Below are 24,382 nucleotides of genomic sequence, written 5' to 3' on the forward strand. Positions count from 1 at the left end.
AAGCCGGGCGACTCAGGACGATGCGGCTTGTGTGGAATACGACGGCTCCAGCGCCGGCATTGCCTGGTCCCACACGTACTGCGCGCTGAACTCACGCCAGTCGGTGGTCTTGGGAATGATCGCCTGAAAGCTGCACACCTCTGCGGGGATCGCGGCGTCTCCGGTGCCAATCGCCGGTTCGCCTCGGGCGAAGGCCCGCACTGCGTCGACCATCTGCTTGCGGAATTCGACGATCGCGAGATCGCTGGCCCCGAGGCGTTCGCGCCAGCGCTCGGCGATAGGGCCCATCGTGAGCCACATGGCGACGTCCTGATTCGGGAACCCGGTAATGCCGGTGAAATTGCCTTCTTTCATCGCCGCGCGGTCCTGCCAGAAGCGGTTCTCGACATTGCGCAGCGGTCGGTAGTACTGATCGAGATCTTCGCCCACCGTTTGCCGCAGGAATTTGCGCCAGGTCGCGGTGTCGGGCGTCTGCTCGGGGTGCCCCCAGGCGATGAAGTAGAACGCGGTGTGGGTGTCGTCCATCGGCACATTGATGTTCGCCACGTTGTAAAGATTGTTTGGCGGAATCAGTGCGGTCGCTGGCGCCACGAACACTGTCTGCCGCACATAATCGTTCACGTTCGCGTTGGCGATGGGCCGCCGGATCGCGGCGTAGCGGAAACCGTAGCCGGTGCGTTCCACCTGCAGGCGCGGCGCCTTGTCGGTTGACGGCCGCAACCACAGTGAATCGGTGGCCTTGGCGCCGTCGACACGGGCGGGCACCATGTCGGACGAGTGCAGGCTCGAGCTGTGCGCCGAGTCGATGGCGCCTTCGAGGATTTGCGCCCAGTTGCAGGGCAGGATTACCTTGGCGATAGTCACGCGGGCGTCCGCCACCGGCGCCCAGTTGGGCGGACGAAACTCCGGCATCGTCTCGCGCGGGCCGAGATAGGCCCAGACGAAGCCACCCCATTCCTGCACCGGGTAAGCGGTGTGCTTGACCTTCTGCGCCATCACACTGGCAGCGGGCTCTGACACCATCTCGATGACGTTGCCTTCCACGTCCATCTTCCAGCCATGGTACAGGCAGCGCAGACCGCAGTTTTCATTACGCCCGAACACCAGCGACGCGCGGCGATGGGGGCAATACTCGTCCATCACGCCGACGCGGCCGTCGGTATCGCGGAACACCACGAGGTCTTCGCCGAGCACCTTCGCCTTGACCGGCGTGCCATCGGCTTCGGCGACTTCTTCGATCAGGCAGACCGGCGTCCAGTAACGGCGCATCATCTGGCCCATTGGCGCGTCACCTTCGACGCGGCAGAGCAGATCGTTTTCCTCGCGGGTCAGCATCAATTTCCTCCTGGAGTCACACGCAGTCCGGCGGCGCCTCTATGCTTGCATTGTTTGCAGTTTCACTTGTAGCGTCTTCGTCCGCTGGTCCAATGCACCCTGTCGAAGACCGAGCGATGGAGCGAATTGGCCGGTTTGCTACGCGGCACCGAAATATACTTAGTTCACTAAGATTGTCCAGCAAAGGACCGATTTGTTGACTATGGCAGCTCAAGTGGCTTGGCAGCGCGGCGAAATGCTGGGCAACAACCTTCGTGATTGCGTCCACTGCGGAGACCCTCAGTGACCAACAATCTGATGACGACGAACGAAGAATCATGGCTGTCGCTGGCCGTGGTCGGCAAAGTGCAGGTTGCGAGTGACATCCGGATGTTTACGCTGGCGCCAGTTACCGGCGCAGCCGACGCGTTGCTGCCGCAATTCACTGCAGGCGCGCACCTGACTGTGATCACCCCGGCAGGGATTCGTCGCAATTATTCGCTTTGCAGCGCACCTGAAGACTGTCGGCGTTACCAGATCGCCGTCAAGCGCGAGGCCAATGGGCGTGGCGGATCGCGGTCAATGGTGGATGATGTGGCCGTTGGCGCGCACCTGATGGTGAGCACGCCGCGCAACAATTTCATGCTCGACCGACGGGCGAAGTCCTTTGTCTTCGTCGCCGGCGGGATTGGCATCACGCCGATCCTGTCGATGATGCGGCACCTCAAAGCCGCAGGCACCGTGCCGTTCCATTTGTACTACTGCACCCGCGACTCTGCCAGCACCGCGTTCGCGAGTGATCTCGCGATCGAATTCCCGGGGCAGTTCACGCTGCATCATGATGGTGGCGATGCCACGCAGGCGTTCGACTTCTGGCCGCTTTTCGAGTCACCCACCGTTGCCCATGTTTATTGTTGCGGCCCGAGGGGCTTGATGGAAGCGGTGGCGGACATGACCGGCCACTGGCCTTCAGGCTCGATCCATTTCGAGAGCTTCGGCATTGGTGCTGCGGCGCAGGCCGAGAACACGGCGTTCGATGTACGGCTACGCTCGTCCGGGCAGGTGATACATGTGGCAAAGGAACTGTCCATTCTCGACGCGCTGCGTGCAGCGGGCGTCAGCGTGCGCAGCTCGTGCGAGAGTGGCACCTGCGGGTCGTGCAAGACCGGCCTGCTGGTGGGCGAGGCTGATCATCGCGACATGGTGCTTGGCGAGGACGAACGTGCCGGCAACGTGATGGTTTGCGTTTCGCGTGCGAAGTCCCCGGAACTGGTGCTTGACCTGTGACATGCCACACTGGCCAACCGTTGCGCGTCGGCGTAATCGGCCTTGGCCGGGCCTTCACGCTGATGCTGCCGACGTTTCAGCGTGATCGGCGCGTACAACTGGTGGCTGCCTGCGATCCGGTGGCGACAGCAACGGCACAGTTCAGCCGCGATTTTGGCGGGCAGGTGCACGCCAGCGCGGCCGAGCTATGTGCCGACCCGTCGGTGGAGCTGGTTTACGTTGCTTCGCCGCATCAATTCCACTACGAACACGTGCTGGCCGCTGCCGCTGCTGGCAAGTATGTGTTGCTTGAAAAGCCGATGGCGATCACCGTCGATGAATGCACGCGGATGGTGGATGCGATGCAGTCCGCTGGACGCGTGCTGATCGTCGGCCACAGCCACAGCTTCGATGGGCCAGCACTGCTGGCCCGCGCGTTGATTGATCGCGGCGAAATCGGCCGCGTCGGCATGATCCACGCGCTCAACTTCACCGATTTCCTTTACCGATTCCGGCGCCCGGAAGAACTGGACACGGCGCGCGGCGGCGGCGTGGTACACAGCCAGGCGGCGCATCAGGTGGACGTCGTGCGCATGCTCGGGGGAGGCATGCTGAGCAAGGTGCGGGCGGCGACCGCGCAATGGGACACGACACGCCCGACCGAGGGCGCCTACAGCGCGTTGCTCTCGTTCGCCAACGGCGCCTTTGCCAGTCTTACCTACAGCGGCTACGGGCACTTCGATAGCGATGAATGGATGGGCTGGCGCGGTGAGCTGGGGTCGGCCAAATCCGCAGCTGACTACGGTGCTGCGCGGCGCCGACTATGCGCTGTGGGTGATGTGGCTGAAGAGATGGCAGCCAAGGCGGCGCGCAACTATGGCGGCAGTTCCTGGCAGCCGGCGAGCGAGTCCCCGGCAGCGCATCAGCACTTCGGGCCGGTTGTGGTCTGCGGCGAACAAGGGGATTTGCGACTGACGGCCGAGGGCGTGTGGATCTATGGTGATCGCGAGCGTCGCTTCGAAGCCCTGCCTGCGCCAACCATTCCGCGCCGCGAGGTGATTGACGAACTCTGGGCCGTGCTGCGCGAGGGCGCACTGGCACACCACGACGGCCGCTGGGCGCGCGCAACGACCGAGGCGAGCCTGGCGATACTGACATCGGCACGAGAGGGCCGCGACATTGATTTGCAATGGCAGGTGCCATGGCGATAATGCCCGCCATGCCAAAACCAACCTCGCTGCCAGCAACCGTTGCAACCGACAGTTCGACAGAAACTTTGCCGACGCGCGCTGCAAAAGATGCGTCCGCCGCCGGGGCAAGCGCTGGCATTCAACCCGTAGGCGACAGGTCCACCGAAGTCATCCTGCGCCACTGGCGCGAAGCGGTGCCCAATGATCGCTTTGCGCACTTGGTGAAAGACGCCACGCGTTCGTTCCAGCGCTCATTGCAGATGCGGCTGGCGAGGTTTGACGTCCCCTTTGGCCACTGGACTTTTCTGCGCGCGCTGTGGGAACGTGATGGTCTGACCCAAAAGCAGCTGTCCGACGAAGTAGGCGTGATGGAGCCGACCACGCTGATGGCGGTGCGCGCGATGGAAGCGCGCGGCTGGGTGCAGCGCCGGCAGCGCGCCGAGAATCGCAAGAACGTGCACGTTTACCTGACTGATGCCGGGCGCGCGCTCAAGGACGTGCTGGTGCCACTGGCGGAAGAGGTCAACGCCACAGGCGCCAAGGGCCTGACGACAGACGAGATCGCTATAGCCCGCCGCGTTTTGCTGGCGATGATTACCAATCTGGCTGAGGATGCCACGGGGCGGGCTTAGGCGAAAAGCCTTTACGGCTTTTGGCTGAAATGCCCGTCGCCATTGGGCTTGGAGTTGCCGTGGGGGATGCCCGGTTGGAAGCTTCAACTCTTAACGCTGTCGAGTGCGCGACCAAGGTCAGCCGCCTCAAAGCCCATGCGAACAACGTCAGGGTGAGAGCTGCATCGTTGCCACAGCGCGTTCAATCGCTCCTCGATAGCCTGCGAGAGCTTCGAACTTCCCTCGATCCGAGCGCAAGGAAGCGGATACAGGTGACCCCCTGTGGGAATGTCCATGTGAGATTTGAGGCGAGCGAGAGAAAAGCGCGGCCCTTTGTGAATTTTCATGAGCAGCAGCTGAGCGAGAGCATCGTCAGCTGTGCAGAAAATATCGTTCTTGTACTGATTGCCTAAATACGCTATCTCGCGATAGATGAAGTACATGAAGTCCCACGCAACATTCCGTGAAACGTCCTCAAGCGTGCTTCGGGGCAACTTATCTACTTTGAGAATCCATCTTGCTTCCTGGCTGCCAGCAAAAGCAAGTACGGGGACGAACAGCGAGGGGCCGCCAAGCGATGTCAGTAAGTGGAAGTTGTCTTCCAGCCAGCCACAATAGCGATCCACTGCTCTGACGATGTCATCGTTACTGCCGACGGTGCTCGGCATGTACTGCAACGCAGCCCGTACGGTCTGTTGAATGCTGTGCAATTCGCCCTTCATCAAATTGCAAGCGAGTACGTAGCAATTTTCAATCCAACGCGAATCGACATTGTCGATCTGGTAAACGCGCAGCATCAAGTCTTGGTAGTACTTCAAGTATTTCTGGAAATCCAGCTGCTCATCTTGCTTGCTAAGTTCCAAAACGGCTAGCGATGGACTCACAGGGATGAAATGCGCCCGGTCATGCCACTGCAAGCGAACAAGCACGCGTGACGCTTGCAGAAAGTGTCGATAAGCCTTGGGCAAAGCCTGCAGTGTTGACAGATTGTTCAACAGCGTGAGAACCAAGTTTGCATCGGGAATGAACATCGAACGCGCAGGTGCAAGCTTGGGTTGCCAGAGTTCGCCGCTGTGTCCAACGAATCGCAGTTTTGCGGCCATCATTCGAGACATCTTGTCAATTGCACAAGTAGTATCTACCGTGGTGGCAAAAGCGTTGGATGATGCGACCGATTTGGCGGCTAAAGCTCGAATGACAAGTTTACGAGCGGCGTTGGCGTTGCTGAAGTTACAGCACACGCATCGCGCGTTGGCCGGTCGGCTGAGCGGCGATTGGTGCCCGGAACGGGGGTCGAACCCGTACGCCCCTTATGCAGGAAAGCGGCGGATTTTAAGTCCGCTGTGTATACCAGTTTCACCATCCGGGCGACGCTGCAGTCGGAGATTCTATCGGGCGACTGGCCGCCGCCCGATCGCGGAGGCGCTGACTTCGCTCAGGGCAGAGCAAGCCCGCAGGTGGCGTTGAGATAGCTGCGAATCGCGGCCCAGTCGTTGCGGGTGCGCGGTTCTGCGCCTAGCGCGTTGTCGGTGACGGCGTTGCCGGTCAAGCCGAACAACGTGCGCAGCAGCAACAAGCCGTCGCTCGCAGCGTCACGCGTGCCATTGCCGTCGAGGTCGAGCCAGTTGTTGCTGTTCAACACGCCGAGGCGAGTGGTGATGTCGTTCAGATTGCCGTAGGTGCCGTTTGGGTTGTAGGCGCCGTTGATGAGCGCATTGCCACTCAACTGAAGCAGATTGCGCAGCACCAGCAGGCCATCCGTCATCGCGAGTATGGCGCCGTCGCCATCGACGTCGAGACTGCAGGTGGGCGCGGCGTTGAACACGATGGTGCCGGTGGCAGTTACGTTGCTGTCAGTGGTTGAAGTCGCGCGCACGGTGACGCTCGCTGGCGCGGCGCTGCTGACGGTGGTGACCACCTGCAGGCCGAGGCTGGCGAACGCGGGGGCTGACAGCGGGCCAACGACGCTGACCGGGTTGCCTGCCGCGTTCACGAGTTGTGCGGTCACAGCCCCGGTTGTGCCTGCGATGCTGACATTGAATGTGTCGGCGACGTTGCCGAGATTGGTGACGACAGCGCGCACCGTGCGGCTGGCCGGCAGGGTGCCAGACACGGTGTTGCTGGCGGGCTGCCCCGTGACTGACACGGCAAGGCGTTGCGGCACGTTGACCGTAGCGCTGGCGGTCGCGTTCGCACTCGCTTCGGCGCGCGACGTGGCACGCAAGTCGAAGCGGTTGCTGCCCGGCCGCGCAAAGGCCGCGGCGTCGCCGACTGACAAATTCACCGTGGTCGATGCGCCGCCTGACAGCGTCACACTCGCTGCGCTCGCCGTCACCGTCGGGCCAAGCGGTCCCAACAACGCGAGGTCGAACGTGTCGCTGGTCGTGCCAAGGTTGGTGATGGTGGCGACATACGGCGTGGCAGCTGTTCCGCTCGATGGGCTGATACCCACCGTCACACCGTTGCCCACCACGTTGACCGGCACCGTCAGCACGCTGCGCACAGCGAAATTGGCCACCAGATTGACCGCGATGTTCTGCGTGCCGGTGCTGGCGTTGGCCGGCAATGTGAGGGTGACGAAGAAATCTGTCGATTGGCCAGGCTGCACGTAGACCTCCGGCGGATCAAGCGTCATCGTCCAGTTGCCGGGGTAGCTATTCGGGGTCAACCAGTAGCGGTCAACCGCCGTCCCGGTGTTGCTTACGTGGACGCGGATCGCCGTCGTACCACCGCGCGCTGCGGTGGCTGGATTGGGCGTGGCGGACACCGTGGAGCTGCTGACGACGGCGGACGTTTCGCTTCCGATGTCCGCTGCGTAGTAATTGTTGAAGGCGCCGTAGGCCGTGTCACTGCCAGTCGCCGTGCTCGCCACAACGCGGAACGGGAAGCGCCCGCTGCCCGCCGCGATGGGCGTTTGCAGCTGCAGCACCGTACTCGCCGAACCGCTGGCGGGCACGGTCAGCGATGGCGCGAGCGACTTGACCCAGGACGCTGGCATGCCCTCCACCGTCAAGGCGTACGTGACCGCCGTGCTGGCCGACGGATTGGTGAGCGTGATGGTGTGGCTCGCGGTGCCGCCTATCTGGATGAGGGGTGATTCGGCGGGCGACAGCGAAACGATGTGGTCCGAGGTCACCACGGCCGGTGCCAGCGACAGCGTGCCCGAGCCAAGCGTTGGCAGCGTGAACGCAACACTGCCGCTGCTGACCACATTACGGCTGCTGCCGGGCTGCATCGCGGTTACCGTCTCCTGCCAGGTGATGGGCGAGCTGGCGGGCTGCTGCCAGATGTACGTGTCGCTGCTGCTGCCGGTGATTGTTGTGGTGGGTGCCAGGCTGAACGAACCCGGCACGATGGCGACGCCGGTGCCCTTCGGTATCACCACCGACGCCGTGACAGCGGGGCCGACAATGCTGGTGTAGTCGAACACCAGCACTGAGCTGGCGGTGACGGCATAGAGCAGGTTGCCATCGAGCACAAAGTCGCGGATGTTGTCCGGTACGTCGTACGGAATCACCCGCAGTTGCGCGGGCGTGTTGGCGTCGATCAGTGCCAGCACCCATGAGCAGGCCGCAGCGTTGTAGGCGCCGACGGCGTAGTAATTGTTGGTCAGCGTGACCATCCGTGTAGGTCCCAACCGCTTCGCGGCGTTGCATTGCTCGGTTTCGTTATGCACCAGCCCAGTGACCAGCGTACTGGCCAGCGTCGGGGCTGAGGGGTTGCTGACATCGAACGCGCTGATGACCAGATTGCCGGTCAGGCCGCTCAGGGCGTCGTAGAAGCCAGCCGTATCACCGACTGCGACCGCCGACGATCCCTGCACGCCCACGCCAGTGAACAGTTTCGCCTGGGCGACATCGACTGAGGCGAGAATGCAGGGATTGCTGCCGCCCGGGCAATTGCTGTCCAGACCATCCAGGTCGATTGCGTGCAGCCGCGCGACCCCGGCTGCGAAGTTGCCGTCGCTTGATGTCGTGGTCGCCAGCAGCCCGCAGCTGGGCGATACCGGCGCAAAGCCGAACGCGAGGTGCGGGCCACCGCTGTCGGGCTGGTTGTCAAGCGACGTGACGGGTGGTGCGAAGGCATGGAACAGTTCGCCGCTGAGGACCGGACTGACCGGCGTCGTGAAATCAAACTTGAGCAGATTGCCGTGCTGTTCAAAGATGAACTGCGAGAACGGGTTGTAGTAGTAAATCGCCGTCTGCATGTAAGCGCGCGACCCGGCGAACGTGAATTTGTTGCCAAACCGTTTACCGGTGTCCAGTGGTGTTGGGTTCAGCAGGGACGGACTGCTGGCGTTCCCGCCGGCGATGTCGAAAATCGCAACACGCCGTGACGCACTCTGGTCCGTAGTGAGGCCGCGGTCATAGCCCAGATAGAGCTTGTCGTTGAACGTTGAGCAATCCACGTTCTGGTAGCCGTTGCCAAGTTGTGCGACCGCGAACGATCCAATGACGGCGGGCGACGTCGGGTTGCTCACGTTGACGATGCTGACCTTGTCGCTCTGGCAGATATAGAGATAGTTGCCGTTCTTCGCCACGGTGTTGGCGCCGCCAGCGAGTGCCGTGGTGCTGCGCAGTTGCAGGTTGGGTTGCGCCAGCAAACTGCGATCAAGCGTGAGGGCGAGGTTGACGGTGCTGTTGCCCGGTGCCAGCGCGGACGGGTTGACCGCCAGCGTCGCTGCAAACGGCTGCCCGACGACGATGTTGCCGCTGCCTGTGGCGCCGGGAATCGGCGTCTCCAAGGCGTCATAGAGAGTGACGTCGATGCGGTATGCCCCATCGGCGTAGCCGGTCGTTCCGAAGCTGCCCAGCACGACATCGCGAACGCCGTCACCGCTGGCAAACGTGGTGTCGACGCGGGGCGAGCTGTAGGTCAGCACATTGTTGCGGTCACGGACGACGTAACGGATGCCAACTGTTCTGGCCTCATTGACGGCAGAAAGCAGGCGTACAGCGGGTGTGAAGTTGCCGCCGACATTGGCATAGGCCGGTGCCGGATTCACCGAAACGACGCGCACGATCTCCGGGCGCACCGACAGTTGCCCCGTGAAGCTGCGTGCGCTGGCGGGGTCATCCTCCGGTGTGACAGTGATCTGGTATTCAAATGCCTGCGCGGTGCCGTTGTTGGCAAAGGTCACATAGGTTGGCGGCGAGAGAAATCCGTTGGTGCGGTAGTTCGCCGGGACCAGCACACGGGCAGTGTTGAAGGTGGCTGTTACCCCCGCCGGAACGCCCGTTGCGCTCAACAGCATCACGCGCGGCAGGGCAGTGTCGTTGAAGAGGGTGATGTCCACCTGTGCCGGCAGATTGGGCAGGGACGTCGTCACCGACGGTGCCAGCGTCACCCGGAAGGCGCCGTTGTAGGCTGAGTTCAGCGCGTCGCGCAGGGCGCAGAACTGGCTGTCAAGCGTACTCAACGCGCCGCCCATGTTGCCAGCCGTCGCGTTGCTTACGCCGGTTTGTGCCGATGCAAATCCAGTCGCCAGCGCTGACAAAAACGGCGCGTTGAGCTGTGTTTGCAGGTTGTCCAGGCTTGAAAGCACCGCCTGCTTGAGTTCGGCCGAACCGGGCTGGGCGGCCAACTGTCCGATCTGTGACGTCATTGCGCCCAGCAGTGCGGCGAGCGACGAGCGCCCAATGCGCGAAGCAGACGTGGTGGCGGGTGCCACGCACTGGGCGACCGCAGCGGTGACGGTGGTTGTCCACGCAGCGCGAATGGGAAACGCCGCGCCGAAGTCGGCCTTGACCGACGCCGACAGATCGCTTCCGGGCGCCACGCCACCGCCCACCGTAGCCACCAGCGGAAGCGCACGCGTCTCGCCAGCAGACAGTGTGACAGTGGCGGGCAAACCGGTCACGCTGAGCCCCGGCGTCGTGGTGAGCGTCAGTGCCGCGGTGGTCGTGCTGTTGCCAAACGAGTCGAGCGTCAATGTCAGGTTTCGCGTAGCGCCGGGCAGGGCAGTGTCGGGTCCCGGAGCGATGCGCATGTCGAGCGCTTTTGTCGACGCCACGGTGAAGCTGCCGCCGGTCGCGGCCGTCACCGTCGGGGCTGTGGTGCTGGCGCCACTGATCGTGAACGGCACGGCCGTCCCCGATGCCGCCAGTGCGCCCTGTGGCCGCATGCAGGCGTGAAACTCAAAGGTCGCACCGGGTCGAAGGGTAACGGGCGGCAACTCCCAGTAGGCGTCCTGCATGTTCAGGCCGGACCCACCCCCGGTGGCGGAAAAGCGAAAGGCGTCGCTCAGGGGGCCGGTGTTGACCGCCCGCACCAGATACACCGACGCGAACTCCGCACCTGCGTAGGCGACACTGAACCGCGGATCCAGCGCCACAGAAATCGTTAGCCCGGGGTTCACGCCGGGTGGCTGGTCGGCCGGCAGCGGTGGCACTGCGGACGAGAACAGGGTGCGCGGCAACGGTGGATCGCCACTCTCGCCGGCGAATGCCTTCTGCATGTCCTCGAGGCCATTGAGCAATCCAGTCACCATGTTCTTGACGACGCCGGCACCCCCTTCCATCTTGAGTTGCAGCAGCTCGCCCAGCTCAAGTTCCGCCATGATTGCCGCGAGCGCACCCTTGATGCTGGAGCGCAGCGTGGCATTGACATTGGCACCGATGTTCGAGAATGCATCGTTGCTGGCGATGGTCTGAATCGTGGCGCTCATGAGGGCCACGCCGAACACGCCGATGGCGCTGACGCGACCAATGAATTGCGCCTGCAGATCCTCAAAGTTCGAGAACGACACGCCGAGCAGCGCGAAAACGTATTCGGCAAATGCGCCGTGCGAGCCATCCTCCAGCGTGCTGATGGTGTAGCCCGTGTTGGGATCGGTCTCGACCCAGGCATTGACGGCGACCCCGCCGACTGTCACGGCATCCAGCGGCGCGAGTACCGTACGGCCCGCACGCACGGCGTCCTGGATGCGCAACTTCGATTCGGCGGACAGATTGAGCGTGTTCGCGGCGCCAAGATTTTGCGCGGTGATCGGGAGATAGCGTGAACCGTCGGTCAGGCTTGCGAAGACCGATGAGATGGAGCGATTGGGCTCCCCTGTCATTTGTGCCAGTACCTCGCCTTCGGCCATGGATTCCGCCATGCCGCGCACGTTCTCGAATGTTCGGGCGTTGACGCTCGAAATGCCGGGCAGAGGCAGAACGCGAAGGTCGTTTTTGCGGATGTCGAGTGACAGCGCCAGCGCGTTGGCCTTGACCCGCGACTGCGCGATGGTGATGCGTGGCGAGGCGATGAATGCGCGGGTCAGGGTGCGCAGCGTGTGTTCGTCAAGCGTGCGGTCTGCCGCACCGAGAAAGCTGGCCGTCGCCATCTCGTTGGTGGCGATCAGAGCGTAACGATTGAGATCAATGGCGGTGCGCGCTGTCGCATTCTGGCTGGCGTCGCGAAGGTTCACCGGCGGCAGTGCCGCGACCACGGGCGCCAACGCGGCGAGCGCCGATTGCAGGCCCTGCAGTCGGGTTTTGCGCGCGGAGAAGTCGTCCAGCGCCTGGCGCGATGGGCTGATGGCAACTGTCATCACATCAAGTTCGGCGACGACCGGCCGCGTGAAACTCTGCGGATCGACATTGACGTTGCCGCCCTGGGCGCGAGTGACGTAGCCGATGCGGTCGTACATCGTGCGCCGGAAACTTTGCGTCTGCCCGCTGGCGTCGGTGACATCGATGACCACGAAAACGCCGGTGACCAGCGTGTTACCCAGCGGGAAGCTGGTCAGCAACTCAACGTAGTCGGTGCCGCGAATGACTTCGTAGGCCGATATGTCGAGGCGGCTGTCACCCACGGTCAGATAAGGCGTATAAGTATTCTGGGTGGCGCCAATCGCGAGAGACGGCGGTGAAAACGCATTCACAAAGTGGCTGATGGATACCGGCTTGTCGACCAGGTCGGCGCTGTCAAACGAGCGGTCAAGTACGGTTGTTGTCGCCAGGCCAAAGCCGAACATCGCACTCGCCTGCGAGTAAGTCTCAGCCTCGACACGAATGCGTGTCTGATGTCTGACGCTGGCGGCAATGCTGGTGAAGGTCTGGGTCGCAGACGCAAACGACTGGCCAGCGGTGGCAGTAGGGAATGCCGAATCCAGCGTCGTGAAACTGCCGGTCGTCCCGACGCGGTACTCCACCCAGTAGTGCTGGCTGACTTCCGCGAGCAATTCGATGCCATTGAAGCGGGGAGACGGGTTATCGCAGCCCAGCACCCGCTGCGGCGAGGCGAACATCCGTACCAGCAGGGTGGTCGCGTCGCTGCTCGATAGTGTGCCCTGCACGTAGCGCGCTTCGATCACCGGATTGGCGGCCTTCAGCAGCGCAATCAGCAGGCTGGCCCGGTCCAGCGAGTTACCAGCCTTGCTCGCCAGCGTGCCGCGTGCACCGCGCAGGCTGCCGGTGTAGACCTCGATACCGATGTTGTCGCGGACGTACTGGAAGATGGTCGGCGGGCTATTGCCCAAGCTGGCGGCCAAGGCTGTGACGCGCGGATCGCTACTGTCGGCGGGGTCCGCGTGCGCGAGATTCCCCGCGAACCAGATGACCGCGCACGCAACTGCCGCTATGGCGCTGGCAACACTCCGGACGATCGCCATCAGCGATACTCCAATCTGCAGGTCAACAGCCCGATTATCAGCAGCGCGCGCAGGCGAAACAACGCAGAGGGGGTTACATCCAGGTGACATGCGAAACGAAACACTGATCAATACCGAAGGCGATCCGGGACCCCCGTCGATCGAGGAGGCGCTGAAAGCGTTGCACGCCATTGAGACGAGCGCGCTGTTCTCGCAGAGTGCACGACACCGGAAGTTCCTGCGTCACCTGATTGAGTGCTGGGCGCGGCATGACTTGGCACAGTTGCGGGAAATTTCGCTTGGCGTCACGGTATTCGGGAGGGCTTCAGCGACCTTTGACCCGGCGCGGGACAGTATCGTGCGCGTCGAAGCCCGGCGTTTGCGTGCGCGACTGGCGCGCTATTACGCCAACGAAGGTGCACACGACGCGGTTCAAATTACGCTTGCACCAGGCAGCTACATCCCGGGCTTTCAGCATTCGAACGCAGCAGCTGAGCGGGTTGCTGCTGGTATCGCTGATGTCGATCTGATCCTCCGATCAGATGGCGATTCCGATTGGCAGGACGTGATGGACGAGCTGCGCAGTTTCCTCGCGGGCGTTCTCGGAATCAGTGTGTCCGAAGAGTTGACGACCAACACCGTTGATGAGCGATCGCGATACGGTGTGACACTGGAAAGGATGAGGTCCGACGATGCCGTGGAGGCAGCGATCGCGCTCCGGCTAGTGCCTCCCGCGGCGGATCAACGGTTTGACAAAGCGCCGCCGACGATCGTGCTGCCAGTTCCATGCACTGCACGGGATGCAGCGTGCTCTGTCGGCCACCGCCTGGGCTACTCGCTGCTCGGGTTCGGGCTTGCAGCAGGCTGGTGTCCGCAGGCCCCTGCGGTCACGCCCCGGTATCTCGACGATGAAGTGAGTCGCGACCGCTACCACCGCGCCGAGCTGGCGTTTCGTCAGCGCTCAATTGCCGGCTATGACACGGCGATGAAGATCTATGAATCTCTGCTTGACGACGGGGTCGAACGCGCCGAGATTCATGCTGGCCTCGCCCGTTGTTGTGTCGCGTTGGCGGGCATGATCGCGATGCCGGTTCGCGAGGCAATGCCACTTGCCCGCGAGCATGCCGAACTGGCGCTGGCGCTGGATGCCGACTGCGGGGCTGCGTACTGCGTGGTGGCACAAGTGGCCAATTTGCACGACCGGCAATGGGATACTGCTCTGCGGCACTACCTGCATGGCATCCAGCGTTGCCCACGACACGCGCCAATCCATCACGGCTTTGCATTCGCCTTGATGTATCGGGGCGACTTCGATCTGGCTGATCGAGCCTTCCAGACCGCGATCATGCTCGACCCTTTCGACCTGCAAATGCGTATCCAGCGCTGGCTGGTGCCGTACTATCGCGGCCGCTACGACGAGGCGATACGTGGCTGGCAAGATGTGCTTGCCGCTGCGCCCGAGAACCTGCTGGCGTCAACGCTGGTCGGTGCGGCGCATCTCGCGGCCGGCCGCCCGCAGGAAGCCCTTAGCCACTACCACAGCGCCTGCGACCGTCAGCCGCAACACCCGATCGGCAATGCCGGTCTGGCCCAGGCTTTTGCGATGCTCGGCGACAAAGCGAGGGCGCGCGAACAATTGCAGGCGCTCGAACATAAAGCCAGTGGCGGATACGTTTCGCCGTACCTGTTCGCCATGGTTCACTGCCGGCTCGGTGATATCGAATCGACATTTACGTGGCTACACCGCAGTGCCAGCGAACCAGACTTCAATTTTGTTTGCGCAGCGGTCGATCCCACATTCCGGGCGCTCCATGCGACGCCACGCTGGGCCGAATTGTGTGCTGAAACCCGGTTGCCACTGTTGCCGGTGCCGTAATTGCCAGACCCCGGCAATCCGAGGTCAAGCGGGGGTTCGACCGAGCAGGAACAGGGTGGGCGCCTTGTCGGTAAACGGTGCGCGCAGTGCCGGAGACCATTGGCCGGCAGCAGCTCGCGCGATGCGTTGCTCCGCAGACGCGAGATTCTGTGCCACACAGAGTTGCGTTCCCGCAGCCAGCACCCGCGCCAGTGCTTCAAGCATGATCGCGTTGCGGTAAGGTGTTTCGATAAAGACCTGCGTTGCGCCTGTCGCCGCTAGTTGCCGTTCCAGTTGACGCACCGCTAGATCACGTTCCGCCGGCTTGCTCGGCAGGTAACCGTGAAAGGTGAAGTGCTGGCCGTCGAAGCCGCTCGCCATCAGGCCCAGCAATACGGAAGACGGGCCCACCAGCGGGACGACAGTCGCACCAATCTGATGTGCGCGGGTGACGAATAGAGCGCCGGGATCGGCCATGCCAGGGCAGCCGGCATCGGACACCACGCCAACATCAATGCCCGCCTTGAGCCAAGCCGCGCATTGCGCGATCGCTGCGGCCTCCGGGTCGCAGGGCACCATGGCCACATCGCCGATCACGCGCTCCGGCGAAAGCGTCTTCAGGAAAGCGCGGGCGACTTTCGGTGTTTCGACCACGAAGTGGTTGAGCCGCTGGGCGATGGCAATGGTGCGAGCGGGCAGTACATCCGTCGGCGCTGCGACACCCAACAGGTTGGGCACAAGGTAAAGCGTTCCTGTTGTGGGCATAGGCAATCTGTCGCTGCCTACAGCGCGCCGACCGTGTAGAGAAAGTCAGTCAGGCGGATCAGCGGCAGCCCGATGATGGCGGTCGGGTCATCGCTGCGGACTGCAGAAAGCAGGGTGATACCAGCCGTTTCAACCTTCACGGCACCGGCGGCGTCGAAGGGTTTTTCCTGATCGAGATAGGAAATCAGCGCCCGATCGGGCAGTTTTCGGTAGGAGATCGCGGTTGGAATCACGTCCAGCAAGGGCTGGTGATGCGGTGCGATCACGCAAACCGCCGTGCAGCACACCAGCGTGCGCCCCTGGCAGCGGCGCAACTGGCTCAGGGCGGTGTCGAAATTTCCTGGCTTCGAAAGTGCTTCGCCGTCGAGATCTAGCACCTGATCAGAGCCGATCACAACGGCATCGGGATGGCGTGCAGCTACTGCCGCTGCCTTCTCAAGCGCCAGACGCCGGCAGTTGGCCAGCGGCGATTCGCCCGGTTGCTGCGCTTCATTCACCTCCGGTTTTTCGACCGTGAATGGCAAACCGAGCCGCTCCAGCAGTTCGCGCCGGTAACGGGAGGTGGAGGCAAGAATGAGTGGAAGGGGCATAAGGGCTGGTGCTCCCCCACGAAACTGGCTATAATCGTGGGCTTTCGTCTTTTCAGCTAAGTCTCTGACTTTATAAGCGTTTTTGGCTGCCGCTGACAAACATGGGTCGCGACTTGGTTCGGTAAGCGACGCCGACTGGAAGTTTCGCCAGAACGCGTCGCAATTCGCCCGGCAAGGATATGACATTCACGGCGATCTCACAGCAGCGCTTTTGACGCGTGTCGCTGACGGGGAGGCCGGAGTGAAGTCCGTGTCCGGTGCGGTGCACAGTCTGGACCATAGTGCGAGCGGGCGACCGGGGTTTGAGGTCTCGGTAGCCGGGCTGCTGGGGTTGACCTGCCAGTCCTGCGGTGCGGCGTTTGACCTGGCGGTGGATTCAGCGTCGATCATTCACGTGGCGCGCGATACCGCGGAGCTGGCAAGCTGGGAAGATGAAACGTTCGAGAGTATTGAGGCGACTGAAAAAACCTCGGCGCTCGAACTGGTAGAAGACGAATTGCTGCTCTCGATACCGTATGTGCCGAGATGCCCGAGGTGCGCTGCCGACGATACGCCGCGTACCCATGAATTCAGTTAGTACAGTTACAGAAAACAAATCAGGAGCCCATCATGGCCGTTCAACAAAACAAGAAATCCCCTTCCAAGCGCGGCATGCATCGCGCGCATGACTTCCTCGCGACGCCGCATCTGGCCGTTGAGCCGGTGACGGGCGAGGTGCATCGTCGTCACCACATCAGCCCGAACGGTTTCTACCGTGGCCAGAAGGTTGTTCAGACCAAAGCTGACGAATAAATCGTTCCCCGACGTTGATGGCCACGATTGCGCAGCCATTGCGCATTGCAATTGACGTCGACGGCGGCGATCATGGCGCGGCAGTCACGCTGCCCGCCGCCGCCCAGTTTCTGGCCCGGCGACCCGACGCGCATCTGGTGCTGGTCGGGACCGAGGCTTCGCTGGCAAGCGCCGCCAAAATCATCCCTGCCGGCGTTGCCGGGCGGGTGAGTCATGTCATCGCGACGGAAGTCGTTGGCATGGACGAATCGCCGGCGCTCTCACTCAAGAACAAGAAGAATTCCAGCCTCCGTCTCGCGCTGAATGCGGTGAAGGACGGGCAGGCTGCTGCCTGCGTCAGTGCCGGCAACACTGGTGCGCTGATGGCGACCGCCCGTTTCGTGCTCAAAACCCTGCCTGGTATTGATCGCCCGGCCATCGCGTCGCTGCTGCCTACCCACAAGGGGCATGGCAAGGAGGGCGACGGCGGCGTGCTGATGCTCGACCTCGGCGCCAATGTCGATTGCACGCCGGAGCATCTGCGCCAGTTCGCAATCATGGGCGCCGCCCTGTCGTCGGCGCTGACCGACAAGCCGCGCCCCACAGTGGCGCTGCTCAATATCGGCGAAGAAGAGATCAAGGGCAACGACATCGTCAAGGAAGCCGCCGAGCTGATCCGCGCCACTGATCTCAATTTCATCGGTAACGTCGAAGGCACCGATGTGTTCCGTGGCACGGCTGATGTGGTTGTTTGTGATGGCTTCGTCGGTAACGTTGCGCTAAAGGCGTCGGAAGGCATCGTCAAGCTGATGGCGCAGATGCTGCGGGAAGAGTTTGCACGCACGCCGCTGACCAAGGCGGTCGCTGCGCTGGCGTATCCGATCCTCAAACGCTTCAAGGCGCGCATTGACCCGTCGCAGCACAACGGTGCAACACTGCTAGGGTTGCGTGGCATCGTGATCAAAAGCCACGGTGGCACTGATGCGTTTGGCTTCAGCAACGCCATCGAGCGTGCCTACAACGAAATTCGCCATGACCTGATCGCCGAGCTCACCGAGCGGGTGGCGGCGATGAACACCACCGCGCCCGCCGCCGCGGTTAGCGCCAGTTAGCGCGCGATGAATCCCTGTTGCTGTGCGTTTCCGCATCGGCAACATTGCTGATTAAATTTGTTGCAACGCATCTTGCCGCCGGTGAGATGTGACCAGCCAACGACCATCGAGCCAGGCCCACGTGTTCAGCAAAATTGTCGCCACCGGCAGCTACCTGCCGGAAAAAATCCTCACCAACGACGATCTCGCGAAGTTCGTCGACACCTCGGACGAGTGGATCCGCACCCGCTCCGGCATCCAGTCGCGGCGCATCGCTGCTGACAACGAGGAGACCAGCGATCTCGCAGTCAATGCCGGACGCCGTGCGCTCGACGCAGCCGGACTGACCGCAGCGGACATCGACCTGATCGTGGTCGCCACCACCACGCCCGACATGATCTTCCCGAGCACCGCCTGCATCGTGCAGGACAAGCTCGGTGCCAGCAATGCCGCCGCCTTCGACATTCAGGCGGTGTGCTCCGGCTTCGTCTATGCGCTCTCGATCGTCGACAAGATGGTAGCCAGCGGACAACACAAGAATGCGCTGGTCATTGGTGCCGAGATCTATTCGCGCATCCTCAACTGGAAGGACCGTGCCACCTGCGTGCTGTTCGGTGATGGTGCCGGCGCCGTGGTGCTGACGGCATCGCAAACGCCGGGCATTCTGGCGACGAGGTTGCATGCCGATGGTTCGCGCCGCGCGATCCTCAACGTGCCCGGTCACGTTCGTGGCGGCCAGGTCTGGGGCGACCCGTACGTGCACATGGACGGCCCGGCCGTGTTCAAGATGGCGGTGCAGGTGATGGCCGACGTCTGCAACGAGACGCTGGCGATGGCGAACATGACGGCTGCCGACATCGACTGGCTGGTGCCGCACCAAGCCAACGTGCGCATCATCGACGCCACCGGTAAGCGACTCGGCATCGCGCAGGAGAAGACCATCGTCACTGTGCAGGGGCAGGGCAACACCTCGGCGGCCTCGATTCCGCTGGCGCTCGATACTGCCGTTCGCGATGGTCGCATCAAGCCCGGACAGGTCGTGCAGACGGTTGGCGTGGGTGGCGGATTTACCTGGGGCAGCGCGCTGATCCGCTGGTAGTTGGCGCGAACGGGTGCCGGACGTGGCCTCGATGCAACCAATCGAAATCGAGGCATTTTCTGAAATACGACTTTTAGCGGAAAAGCTCATTTATATTGGGCAAAAGCCGCAATATTGACAAAAGTCGACTTTATTGCAAATCACTTAGTTAGCCCATATGCAATGGGCGTTGCAGGGGAAAGCCACTATGAAATTAGCCTTCGTTTTTCCGGGCCAAGGATCGCAGTCGGTTGGCATGATGACGGGCTACGCCGGGCTGGCGCAGATTGTCGAAACGCTGGCGGCGGCCGATGCGGCGCTGGGCGCGCCAATCACTGCGCTGATTGCCAGCGGGCCGGCGGAAGATCTCAATGTCACCACCAGTACGCAGCCAGCCATGCTGGCGGGCGACGTGGCGGTGTGGAACGCCTGGCTCGCGGCGGGCGGGCCGAAGCCGGTGATGGTGGCCGGACACAGTTTGGGAGAGTATGCCGCGCTGGTGGCGTCCGGTTCGCTCGATTTTGCGTCCGCGATGAAACTGGTCAAGGCACGCTCGCAGGCGATGCAGGATGCAGTGCCGGCTGGCGTCGGCGGCATGGCGGCGGTGCTCGGCATCGAGCCCGGCCCACTCGCTGAGGTGTGTGACAAGGCGGCGCAGGGCGAGGTGGTCGCCTGCTGCAATCTCAACGCGCCGGGCCAGATCGTCATCGGCGGTCACAAGACTGCGGTTGAACGCGCGATCGTGCTGGCGAAGGAAGCGGGTGCCAAGCGGGCCATGCTGCTGCCGATGAGCGTACCCAGCCACTGTGAACTGATGCGTCCGGCAGCTGCGGCGCTCGCCAGCGCGTTGAATGCCGCCGTCTTTGCCCCGCCGCAGATCGCAGTGATCCACAACGCTACGGTCGATGTGGCGGGCGACGCGGCCGCGATCCGCGCCGTGCTGGCAGACCAGCTCTTCAAGCCAGTACGCTGGATCGAGACGGTCGAAAAGATGGCAGCCCAGGGTGTCACCCACATCATCGAATGCGGCCCCGGCAAAGTGCTCGCCGGCATGGTCAAGCGCATCGCGCCGGACGTGAAGTGCCTGACGCTGGCGGACAAGGCCAGCTTCGAGGCGGCTCTGGCGGAGTTGATCGCCTGATCGCCGCAAGCTGGACAAGGCCCGGCTCGGCGCTTCGCGCAATAAAAAAGTGCCCCGCAGGGCACTTTTCAAGGTGGCGCTACCGGGGTGGTAGCTGCTGTCGCTAGCCAGCTAGGCGCGTACGCGGCGGCGCGTTGCGAAACCAGCCAGTGCAGCGAGCAGCGCAGCCAGCGCAATCCACGTTGCGCTGTTGCCGGCCGGTACCTGCGCCGGCGGTTCAACACCAATGTTGCGGATGGCCGAGACTTCGCTTGGGCTCAGGCCGGCCAGCAAAGGCGACGTCGACGTCAGATTGTCAAAGCTGGACGCCGCCGCGTTGGCCGCAGCGATCGAGTCATCAATGCGCTGAAAGTTGGCGATCGCAATCGTGCCGCCCGCTGGCACAGTGACGTTGTAGGTGGCGAGCACGCCAGGGGTAGCGGCGCAGCTGAACACGGTGGTGCTCACGGTGGAAGGCGTGACAGCCGGCGTACCAGAGAACAGAACAGTCGTGTTGACCGGGTCGCTCGGCGAGGTGGTGCTGTCGGCGCTGATCACCCACTTGTCGTTGGTGCCAACTGTCGTATCGCCGCTGGATGTGCTGAGAAACTGCGTGTTGCTGTCTGAACCCATGTTGGTCACATAGGTCACCGGTACCGAAATGGCGGCACCAGTCGCGTTGCTGAGCGACAGGTAAGAGCGGGCCACCGGGTCGGTCGCCAGTGCGGTGTAGCGCAGCGATACGGTCAAGCCGGAGATCGTTTGGCTGGCGAACGTGACGGTGTTGCCGGACTGGGTGAGCGCTCCGCCGACGGGGGCGTTGTTGACCCAATACATCATGCCATAGTCAAAGGCATCACTCTTGCTCGGTGTTTGGGCGTCGCTCATCGAAGCCTGTGCGCCCGCGTTGCAGGCACCGCCGGACGGCAACCCGTTATCGGTGCCGCCGTTGTCTATTACGTTCCAAGTGGTGCTGGATCCACCGGTCAGATTCACGCTGGCGGCAGGGGTGATCTCCCCGGGCTTGCCAGCTGAATGACCAATCATCGGAGCAGCCAGCAACGAGGCGCCAATCAAGACGCTTGCAATGCGAGAAAATTTGAACATCGGGTGTGTCCCTCAGGCTATGTTGTAGAAATCTGTCGTCGCGACCACCGCCCAAACAGCGGGCCGCGAGCTTCAATCAAGTGCGGGACAATTTCCCGATTGCACTTAGTTCAATAAGAATTCTCTCAGGTAAACCCTCGCTTGCCCCCGCTGTTCACACCCGCCAGCGCCACGCGGCTGCCTTCCTGTTGCGTCGGTGCGACAGCGGATGTCCCACGCCCGGGTGATTCGATCAGGCGCCGCAGATCAGACGCCAGTCTGGCCGCGACTGGTGTCTGGTGACAGCACCCTCAGCGCCGGCGGCGCGTTGAGATGATCGTAAAGTCGGGCAAGGTTGTCCGACGGCGAAAACCAGCCTGGATTACCAAAGTTGAAGTGCAGCCGCTCGACATGAACAGGGAATGATTGCTCGCGCGACCACGCGATCACGGTGGCGGGCGCGATGGGCGGCGCGATTGCGTCACTGCCACGTGCCATGCGCAGCATGTTGAGCTGGACAAAACGTGCTGCACGGCTGGCATCGGTGAATAGAAATGCTGACGGATAACCATCGTTGTCCCGCTGGATGAACGGCTTTCGCTGTGCGGACCTCGCGGTGACGACGAACCACTCATCCAGCGCAAACGTTGCCCGCCACAGCGCGTCGACTATTACCCGCTCGCCTGGCTGCTGTCGTGGGTAAGCATCGGCCGCAAGCGAGTCGAAGTCGATGCGCTCTGCTGCAGTCGTCACATGTCGGTCACGCGGCGCGTCGGCAAATGGTTGCAGTCGGGTCAACAGCTCCGGCACAAAGGCAAGCGGACGGTCTGGTCCCATGCAGTTGAAGACGATACCGTCATAGTGGCGTTGTCGCAGTCGCGTAAACAGTTCTCGCCCGTCACAGCGTTTGACCTTGGCGCCTGCCGGTGCGAGCCCGGGTTCGGCGAGACAGGCGTCACGCGCACTTTCGGAAGTGAACACGGCAGCAAGCCGCCGATCGCGGTCGTCCGGGGCCAGCAACGGTTCACCATCGTGCAGAAGCAACCAGTAGGCTGGGTACTCGGCAATACGGCGCAGCAGTGTCGCCTCGTCAAAGTCGGCCGGGCGCCAACGCAGTTGCGCCAGCGTCCGCTCAATGGTGACCTGTGGCAGTGCCTGGTTGATCATCGCGATGCCACTGCTGGTTCAGCGCACCCGCGCCAGTGCGTAGGCGCCGAAAGCGATCGTGGCAATGAGGATCCAGGCCAGCCCCAGTCGATAACTTCGATCATCGAAGTGCATGCTGAGTGTCGATTGCGCCGGGGTTGCGACAAACGCGTTGATCTGGCCAGCCCGAGCACGATGCGCCTCACGGTCGCCAGCCGCAGTCTCGATGATGCCGGGTTTGCCGGAAGGTCCGTCAGCGCGAACCTCAATGCGCAGATGCCAGGTTTCGTCCATGTTGCCGTCGGCGTCGCGCCGCATGCGACTGACAACACTGGCGCCGACGAGGGCGGCGACGTCCACCGCGTGCAGTTCGGTGTGGTTGCGGAACGAGAGTTCGAGCAGGCAACGCGGCGGGGAGCCGCTGCGCCGGCAGTCGATGCTGACTGTCTCGGCGAGCCAGGCGGACAGTGGCAGCAACACGGCGGCGGCCAGGGCGGCAGCGAGGAGGGCCACGACGATGCGACGGAGGCTCACGGTGCGGTATTGGCCGCAGGCATCGCTGCACTGTTTTCGCAGGCGATGGCGCGGGCGGCGTCGCCCGGCGTCACGTTGTAGCGACCGCGCGAAATGCTCTTCGGCTCGCAGCGGACAAACAGGCTGCGTTGCCCGTTCAGATACGGCGACAGATCACCGTTTTCGACGGTGGCCTCCATCGGGGACACCAGACCGACGGCGCGGGTAGCGTCAGTGCGCACGCGGCCGAGCGTCGCGCCCCGTCCATCGCGCAGCGTGTAGACGATGCGGTAGTCAGCCACACGGCCGTAGTACGGATGGCGTACGTGCAGACGAATCTGCGTGGCATCTGGCCAGCGCATCTGCGCGTCGGCGAGCTTGCCTGCGATCAATCGCGTGCTTGGTGCGTAGCCGTCAAACACGTCGGTCGTGCGCTCGACGTGATAGCCCTGACCGCTCGCGTAGGACAGCGGGCCGGGTAGCCAGCCCAGATCGAGCGTTACCACCAGACCGGGCTGGTTGGCGATGCGCTCCACTGCCGCCTCCGGTTGCGCAAAAACGGCGGCGATCCGCGTTTGCAGTGCACGCAGGCCGGCACCTTCACCTAGCGCGAGGCGGTAGTAGGTGATTGCGCCGCGCTCGGCGCGCTCACGCGTGGCGGCAGAGAGTGGCGGGGTCAGGTCGATGAAACGGAGGGCGCGATCCAGCGCAGGCTCAATCACCGCCCGATCCGTCACTACAAACGCGGCGCGGCCGTCGGGCGCCAGCGTCGGATCGCGCAGGCGCTCCCGCAGCGCTGCCCGCAACGAGGCCAGATCGAAGACGGTGTCCGCCGTCGTCGCAGCGGCGACCGTTGCCGCCTGCACAAATCCGGCGATCGCGAGCATGCTGGTCGCGGCAAGCGCGGTCAGCCGCGACCGTACGCTACGACCGGGTGGCATGGCGCGGCTTCTTCAATTGCTCGACGACCTTGCCGCGCTAGCGTTTGGTGGTCCCCACCTTGTTGCCCTGCATGTCACGATGGGTCGTCGTGTTGCCGTTGACGGTGGACTTGCCCACCTGCTTGCCGGATGCGTCGTAGTGCTTGATGGTGCTGCCTGATTGCACCGACTTGCCGGTGCTCTTGCCGCTGGCGTTGACGTGTCGCGTGGTGTTGCCACTGGTCGTCGACTTGCCCAGCGAGCGGCCGGTAGTCGAGGTGTGGCGGGTGGTGTTGCCGCTGGTGGTGGACTTTGATACCTGCTTGCCGGAGCTGCTGTAGCTGCGGCTGGAACTGCTTGAGCTGCTCGACGAGCTGCGTGACGAGCTCTTGCTGGCGGCCTGCGCGACATCCGCCAGAGCGAGCGACAGGACGGAGGCGGCAACAGCGGCGAGATGCAGTCCGGTGCGACGATGGAAAGTCATGGCTAAC

19 protein-coding genes and 1 tRNA gene are annotated in these 24,382 nt (G+C 62.9%); 9 read left to right on the plus strand and 11 right to left on the minus strand.

Going from position 1 to position 24,382, the window contains the following annotated elements; translation table 11 throughout:
* Positions 1–12: 12 nt before the first annotated feature.
* On the minus strand, positions 13–1,335 hold the full coding sequence (locus FKL89_RS08875; RefSeq protein WP_156862415.1) for a Rieske 2Fe-2S domain-containing protein: 1,323 nt from the start codon (positions 1,333–1,335) through the stop codon (positions 13–15).
* 294 nt (positions 1,336–1,629) lie between these two features.
* Between FKL89_RS08875 and FKL89_RS08880 the strand changes: the two genes are divergently transcribed.
* The 3 genes from FKL89_RS08880 to FKL89_RS08890 are packed head-to-tail and all read left to right on the plus strand — an operon-like array spanning position 1,630 to position 4,402.
* A complete protein-coding gene (locus FKL89_RS08880; protein ID WP_238363591.1) occupies positions 1,630–2,601 on the plus strand; it encodes a PDR/VanB family oxidoreductase in 972 nt (323 codons plus the stop codon).
* A gap of 20 nt (positions 2,602–2,621) precedes the next feature.
* Positions 2,622–3,791: a Gfo/Idh/MocA family protein gene (locus tag FKL89_RS08885; protein WP_272953736.1), complete on the plus strand. Its 1,170-nt coding sequence runs from the start codon at positions 2,622–2,624 to the stop codon at positions 3,789–3,791.
* Between the two features lie 8 nt (positions 3,792–3,799).
* Positions 3,800–4,402, plus strand: coding sequence for a MarR family transcriptional regulator (locus FKL89_RS08890; protein ID WP_156862417.1), 603 nt, complete (start codon positions 3,800–3,802; stop codon positions 4,400–4,402).
* A gap of 83 nt (positions 4,403–4,485) precedes the next feature.
* Here the strand turns inward: FKL89_RS08890 and FKL89_RS08895 are convergent, their stop codons facing one another.
* The 3 genes from FKL89_RS08895 to FKL89_RS08905 form a co-directional block, all read right to left on the minus strand.
* Positions 4,486–5,487 carry a hypothetical protein gene (locus FKL89_RS08895; RefSeq protein WP_156862418.1) on the minus strand — a complete coding sequence of 334 codons (1,002 nt, stop codon included), beginning with the start codon at positions 5,485–5,487 and terminating at the stop codon, positions 4,486–4,488.
* Positions 5,488–5,656: 169 nt separating this feature from the next.
* A tRNA-Leu gene (locus FKL89_RS08900) sits at positions 5,657–5,750 on the minus strand.
* Positions 5,751–5,816: 66 nt separating this feature from the next.
* A complete protein-coding gene (locus FKL89_RS08905) occupies positions 5,817–12,977 on the minus strand; it encodes a transglutaminase domain-containing protein (protein WP_162527461.1) in 7,161 nt (2,386 codons plus the stop codon).
* Positions 12,978–13,065: 88 nt separating this feature from the next.
* Here FKL89_RS08905 and FKL89_RS08910 point away from each other — a divergent pair, with 88 nt between their 5' ends.
* Complete coding sequence (locus FKL89_RS08910) at positions 13,066–14,832, plus strand: tetratricopeptide repeat protein (protein ID WP_162527462.1); 1,767 nt, start codon at positions 13,066–13,068, stop codon at positions 14,830–14,832.
* Between the two features lie 24 nt (positions 14,833–14,856).
* Here the strand turns inward: FKL89_RS08910 and FKL89_RS08915 are convergent, their stop codons facing one another.
* Positions 14,857–15,576 carry an SAM-dependent methyltransferase gene (locus tag FKL89_RS08915; protein WP_156862421.1) on the minus strand — a complete coding sequence of 240 codons (720 nt, stop codon included), beginning with the start codon at positions 15,574–15,576 and terminating at the stop codon, positions 14,857–14,859.
* 17 nt (positions 15,577–15,593) lie between these two features.
* Complete coding sequence (locus FKL89_RS08920; protein ID WP_156864629.1) at positions 15,594–16,166, minus strand: Maf family protein; 573 nt, start codon at positions 16,164–16,166, stop codon at positions 15,594–15,596.
* A gap of 241 nt (positions 16,167–16,407) precedes the next feature.
* Here FKL89_RS08920 and FKL89_RS08925 point away from each other — a divergent pair, with 241 nt between their 5' ends.
* The 5 genes from FKL89_RS08925 to fabD all read left to right on the plus strand — a co-directional run bounded on the left by FKL89_RS08925 (position 16,408) and on the right by fabD (position 20,247).
* Positions 16,408–16,743: a YceD family protein gene (locus tag FKL89_RS08925; protein ID WP_162527463.1), complete on the plus strand. Its 336-nt coding sequence runs from the start codon at positions 16,408–16,410 to the stop codon at positions 16,741–16,743.
* A 32-nt stretch (positions 16,744–16,775) separates the two neighbouring features.
* Positions 16,776–16,958, plus strand: a complete 183-nt coding sequence (gene rpmF, locus FKL89_RS08930; RefSeq protein ID WP_156862423.1) for a 50S ribosomal protein L32 — start codon at positions 16,776–16,778, stop codon at positions 16,956–16,958.
* Between the two features lie 17 nt (positions 16,959–16,975).
* Complete coding sequence (gene plsX, locus FKL89_RS08935; RefSeq protein WP_156862424.1) at positions 16,976–18,049, plus strand: phosphate acyltransferase PlsX; 1,074 nt, start codon at positions 16,976–16,978, stop codon at positions 18,047–18,049.
* A 121-nt stretch (positions 18,050–18,170) separates the two neighbouring features.
* Positions 18,171–19,127 carry a beta-ketoacyl-ACP synthase III gene (locus tag FKL89_RS08940; protein ID WP_156862425.1) on the plus strand — a complete coding sequence of 319 codons (957 nt, stop codon included), beginning with the start codon at positions 18,171–18,173 and terminating at the stop codon, positions 19,125–19,127.
* A gap of 187 nt (positions 19,128–19,314) precedes the next feature.
* The gene (fabD, locus tag FKL89_RS08945) at positions 19,315–20,247 is read left to right on the plus strand and encodes an ACP S-malonyltransferase (RefSeq protein ID WP_156862426.1); all 933 of its coding nucleotides are present in this window, start codon (positions 19,315–19,317) and stop codon (positions 20,245–20,247) included.
* A gap of 111 nt (positions 20,248–20,358) precedes the next feature.
* Here fabD and FKL89_RS08950 read toward each other — a convergent pair whose 3' ends face one another.
* The 5 genes from FKL89_RS08950 to FKL89_RS08970 all read right to left on the minus strand — a co-directional run bounded on the left by FKL89_RS08950 (position 20,359) and on the right by FKL89_RS08970 (position 24,375).
* On the minus strand, positions 20,359–21,333 hold the full coding sequence (locus FKL89_RS08950) for a hypothetical protein (RefSeq protein WP_156862427.1): 975 nt from the start codon (positions 21,331–21,333) through the stop codon (positions 20,359–20,361).
* Between the two features lie 246 nt (positions 21,334–21,579).
* A complete protein-coding gene (locus tag FKL89_RS08955; RefSeq protein WP_156862428.1) occupies positions 21,580–22,479 on the minus strand; it encodes a hypothetical protein in 900 nt (299 codons plus the stop codon).
* A gap of 18 nt (positions 22,480–22,497) precedes the next feature.
* Entirely contained in the window at positions 22,498–22,992 is a 495-nt protein-coding gene (locus FKL89_RS08960) for a hypothetical protein (protein WP_156862429.1), read from the minus strand.
* On the minus strand, positions 22,989–23,912 hold the full coding sequence (locus FKL89_RS08965; protein ID WP_156862430.1) for a hypothetical protein: 924 nt from the start codon (positions 23,910–23,912) through the stop codon (positions 22,989–22,991). Before FKL89_RS08965 ends, FKL89_RS08960 begins: the two co-directional genes overlap by 4 nt.
* 37 nt (positions 23,913–23,949) lie before the next feature.
* Positions 23,950–24,375 carry a hypothetical protein gene (locus FKL89_RS08970; RefSeq protein ID WP_156862431.1) on the minus strand — a complete coding sequence of 142 codons (426 nt, stop codon included), beginning with the start codon at positions 24,373–24,375 and terminating at the stop codon, positions 23,950–23,952.
* Positions 24,376–24,382 lie beyond the last annotated feature (7 nt).

Source organism: Casimicrobium huifangae (assembly GCF_009746125.1).
GTDB lineage: Bacteria > Pseudomonadota > Gammaproteobacteria > Burkholderiales > Casimicrobiaceae > Casimicrobium > Casimicrobium huifangae.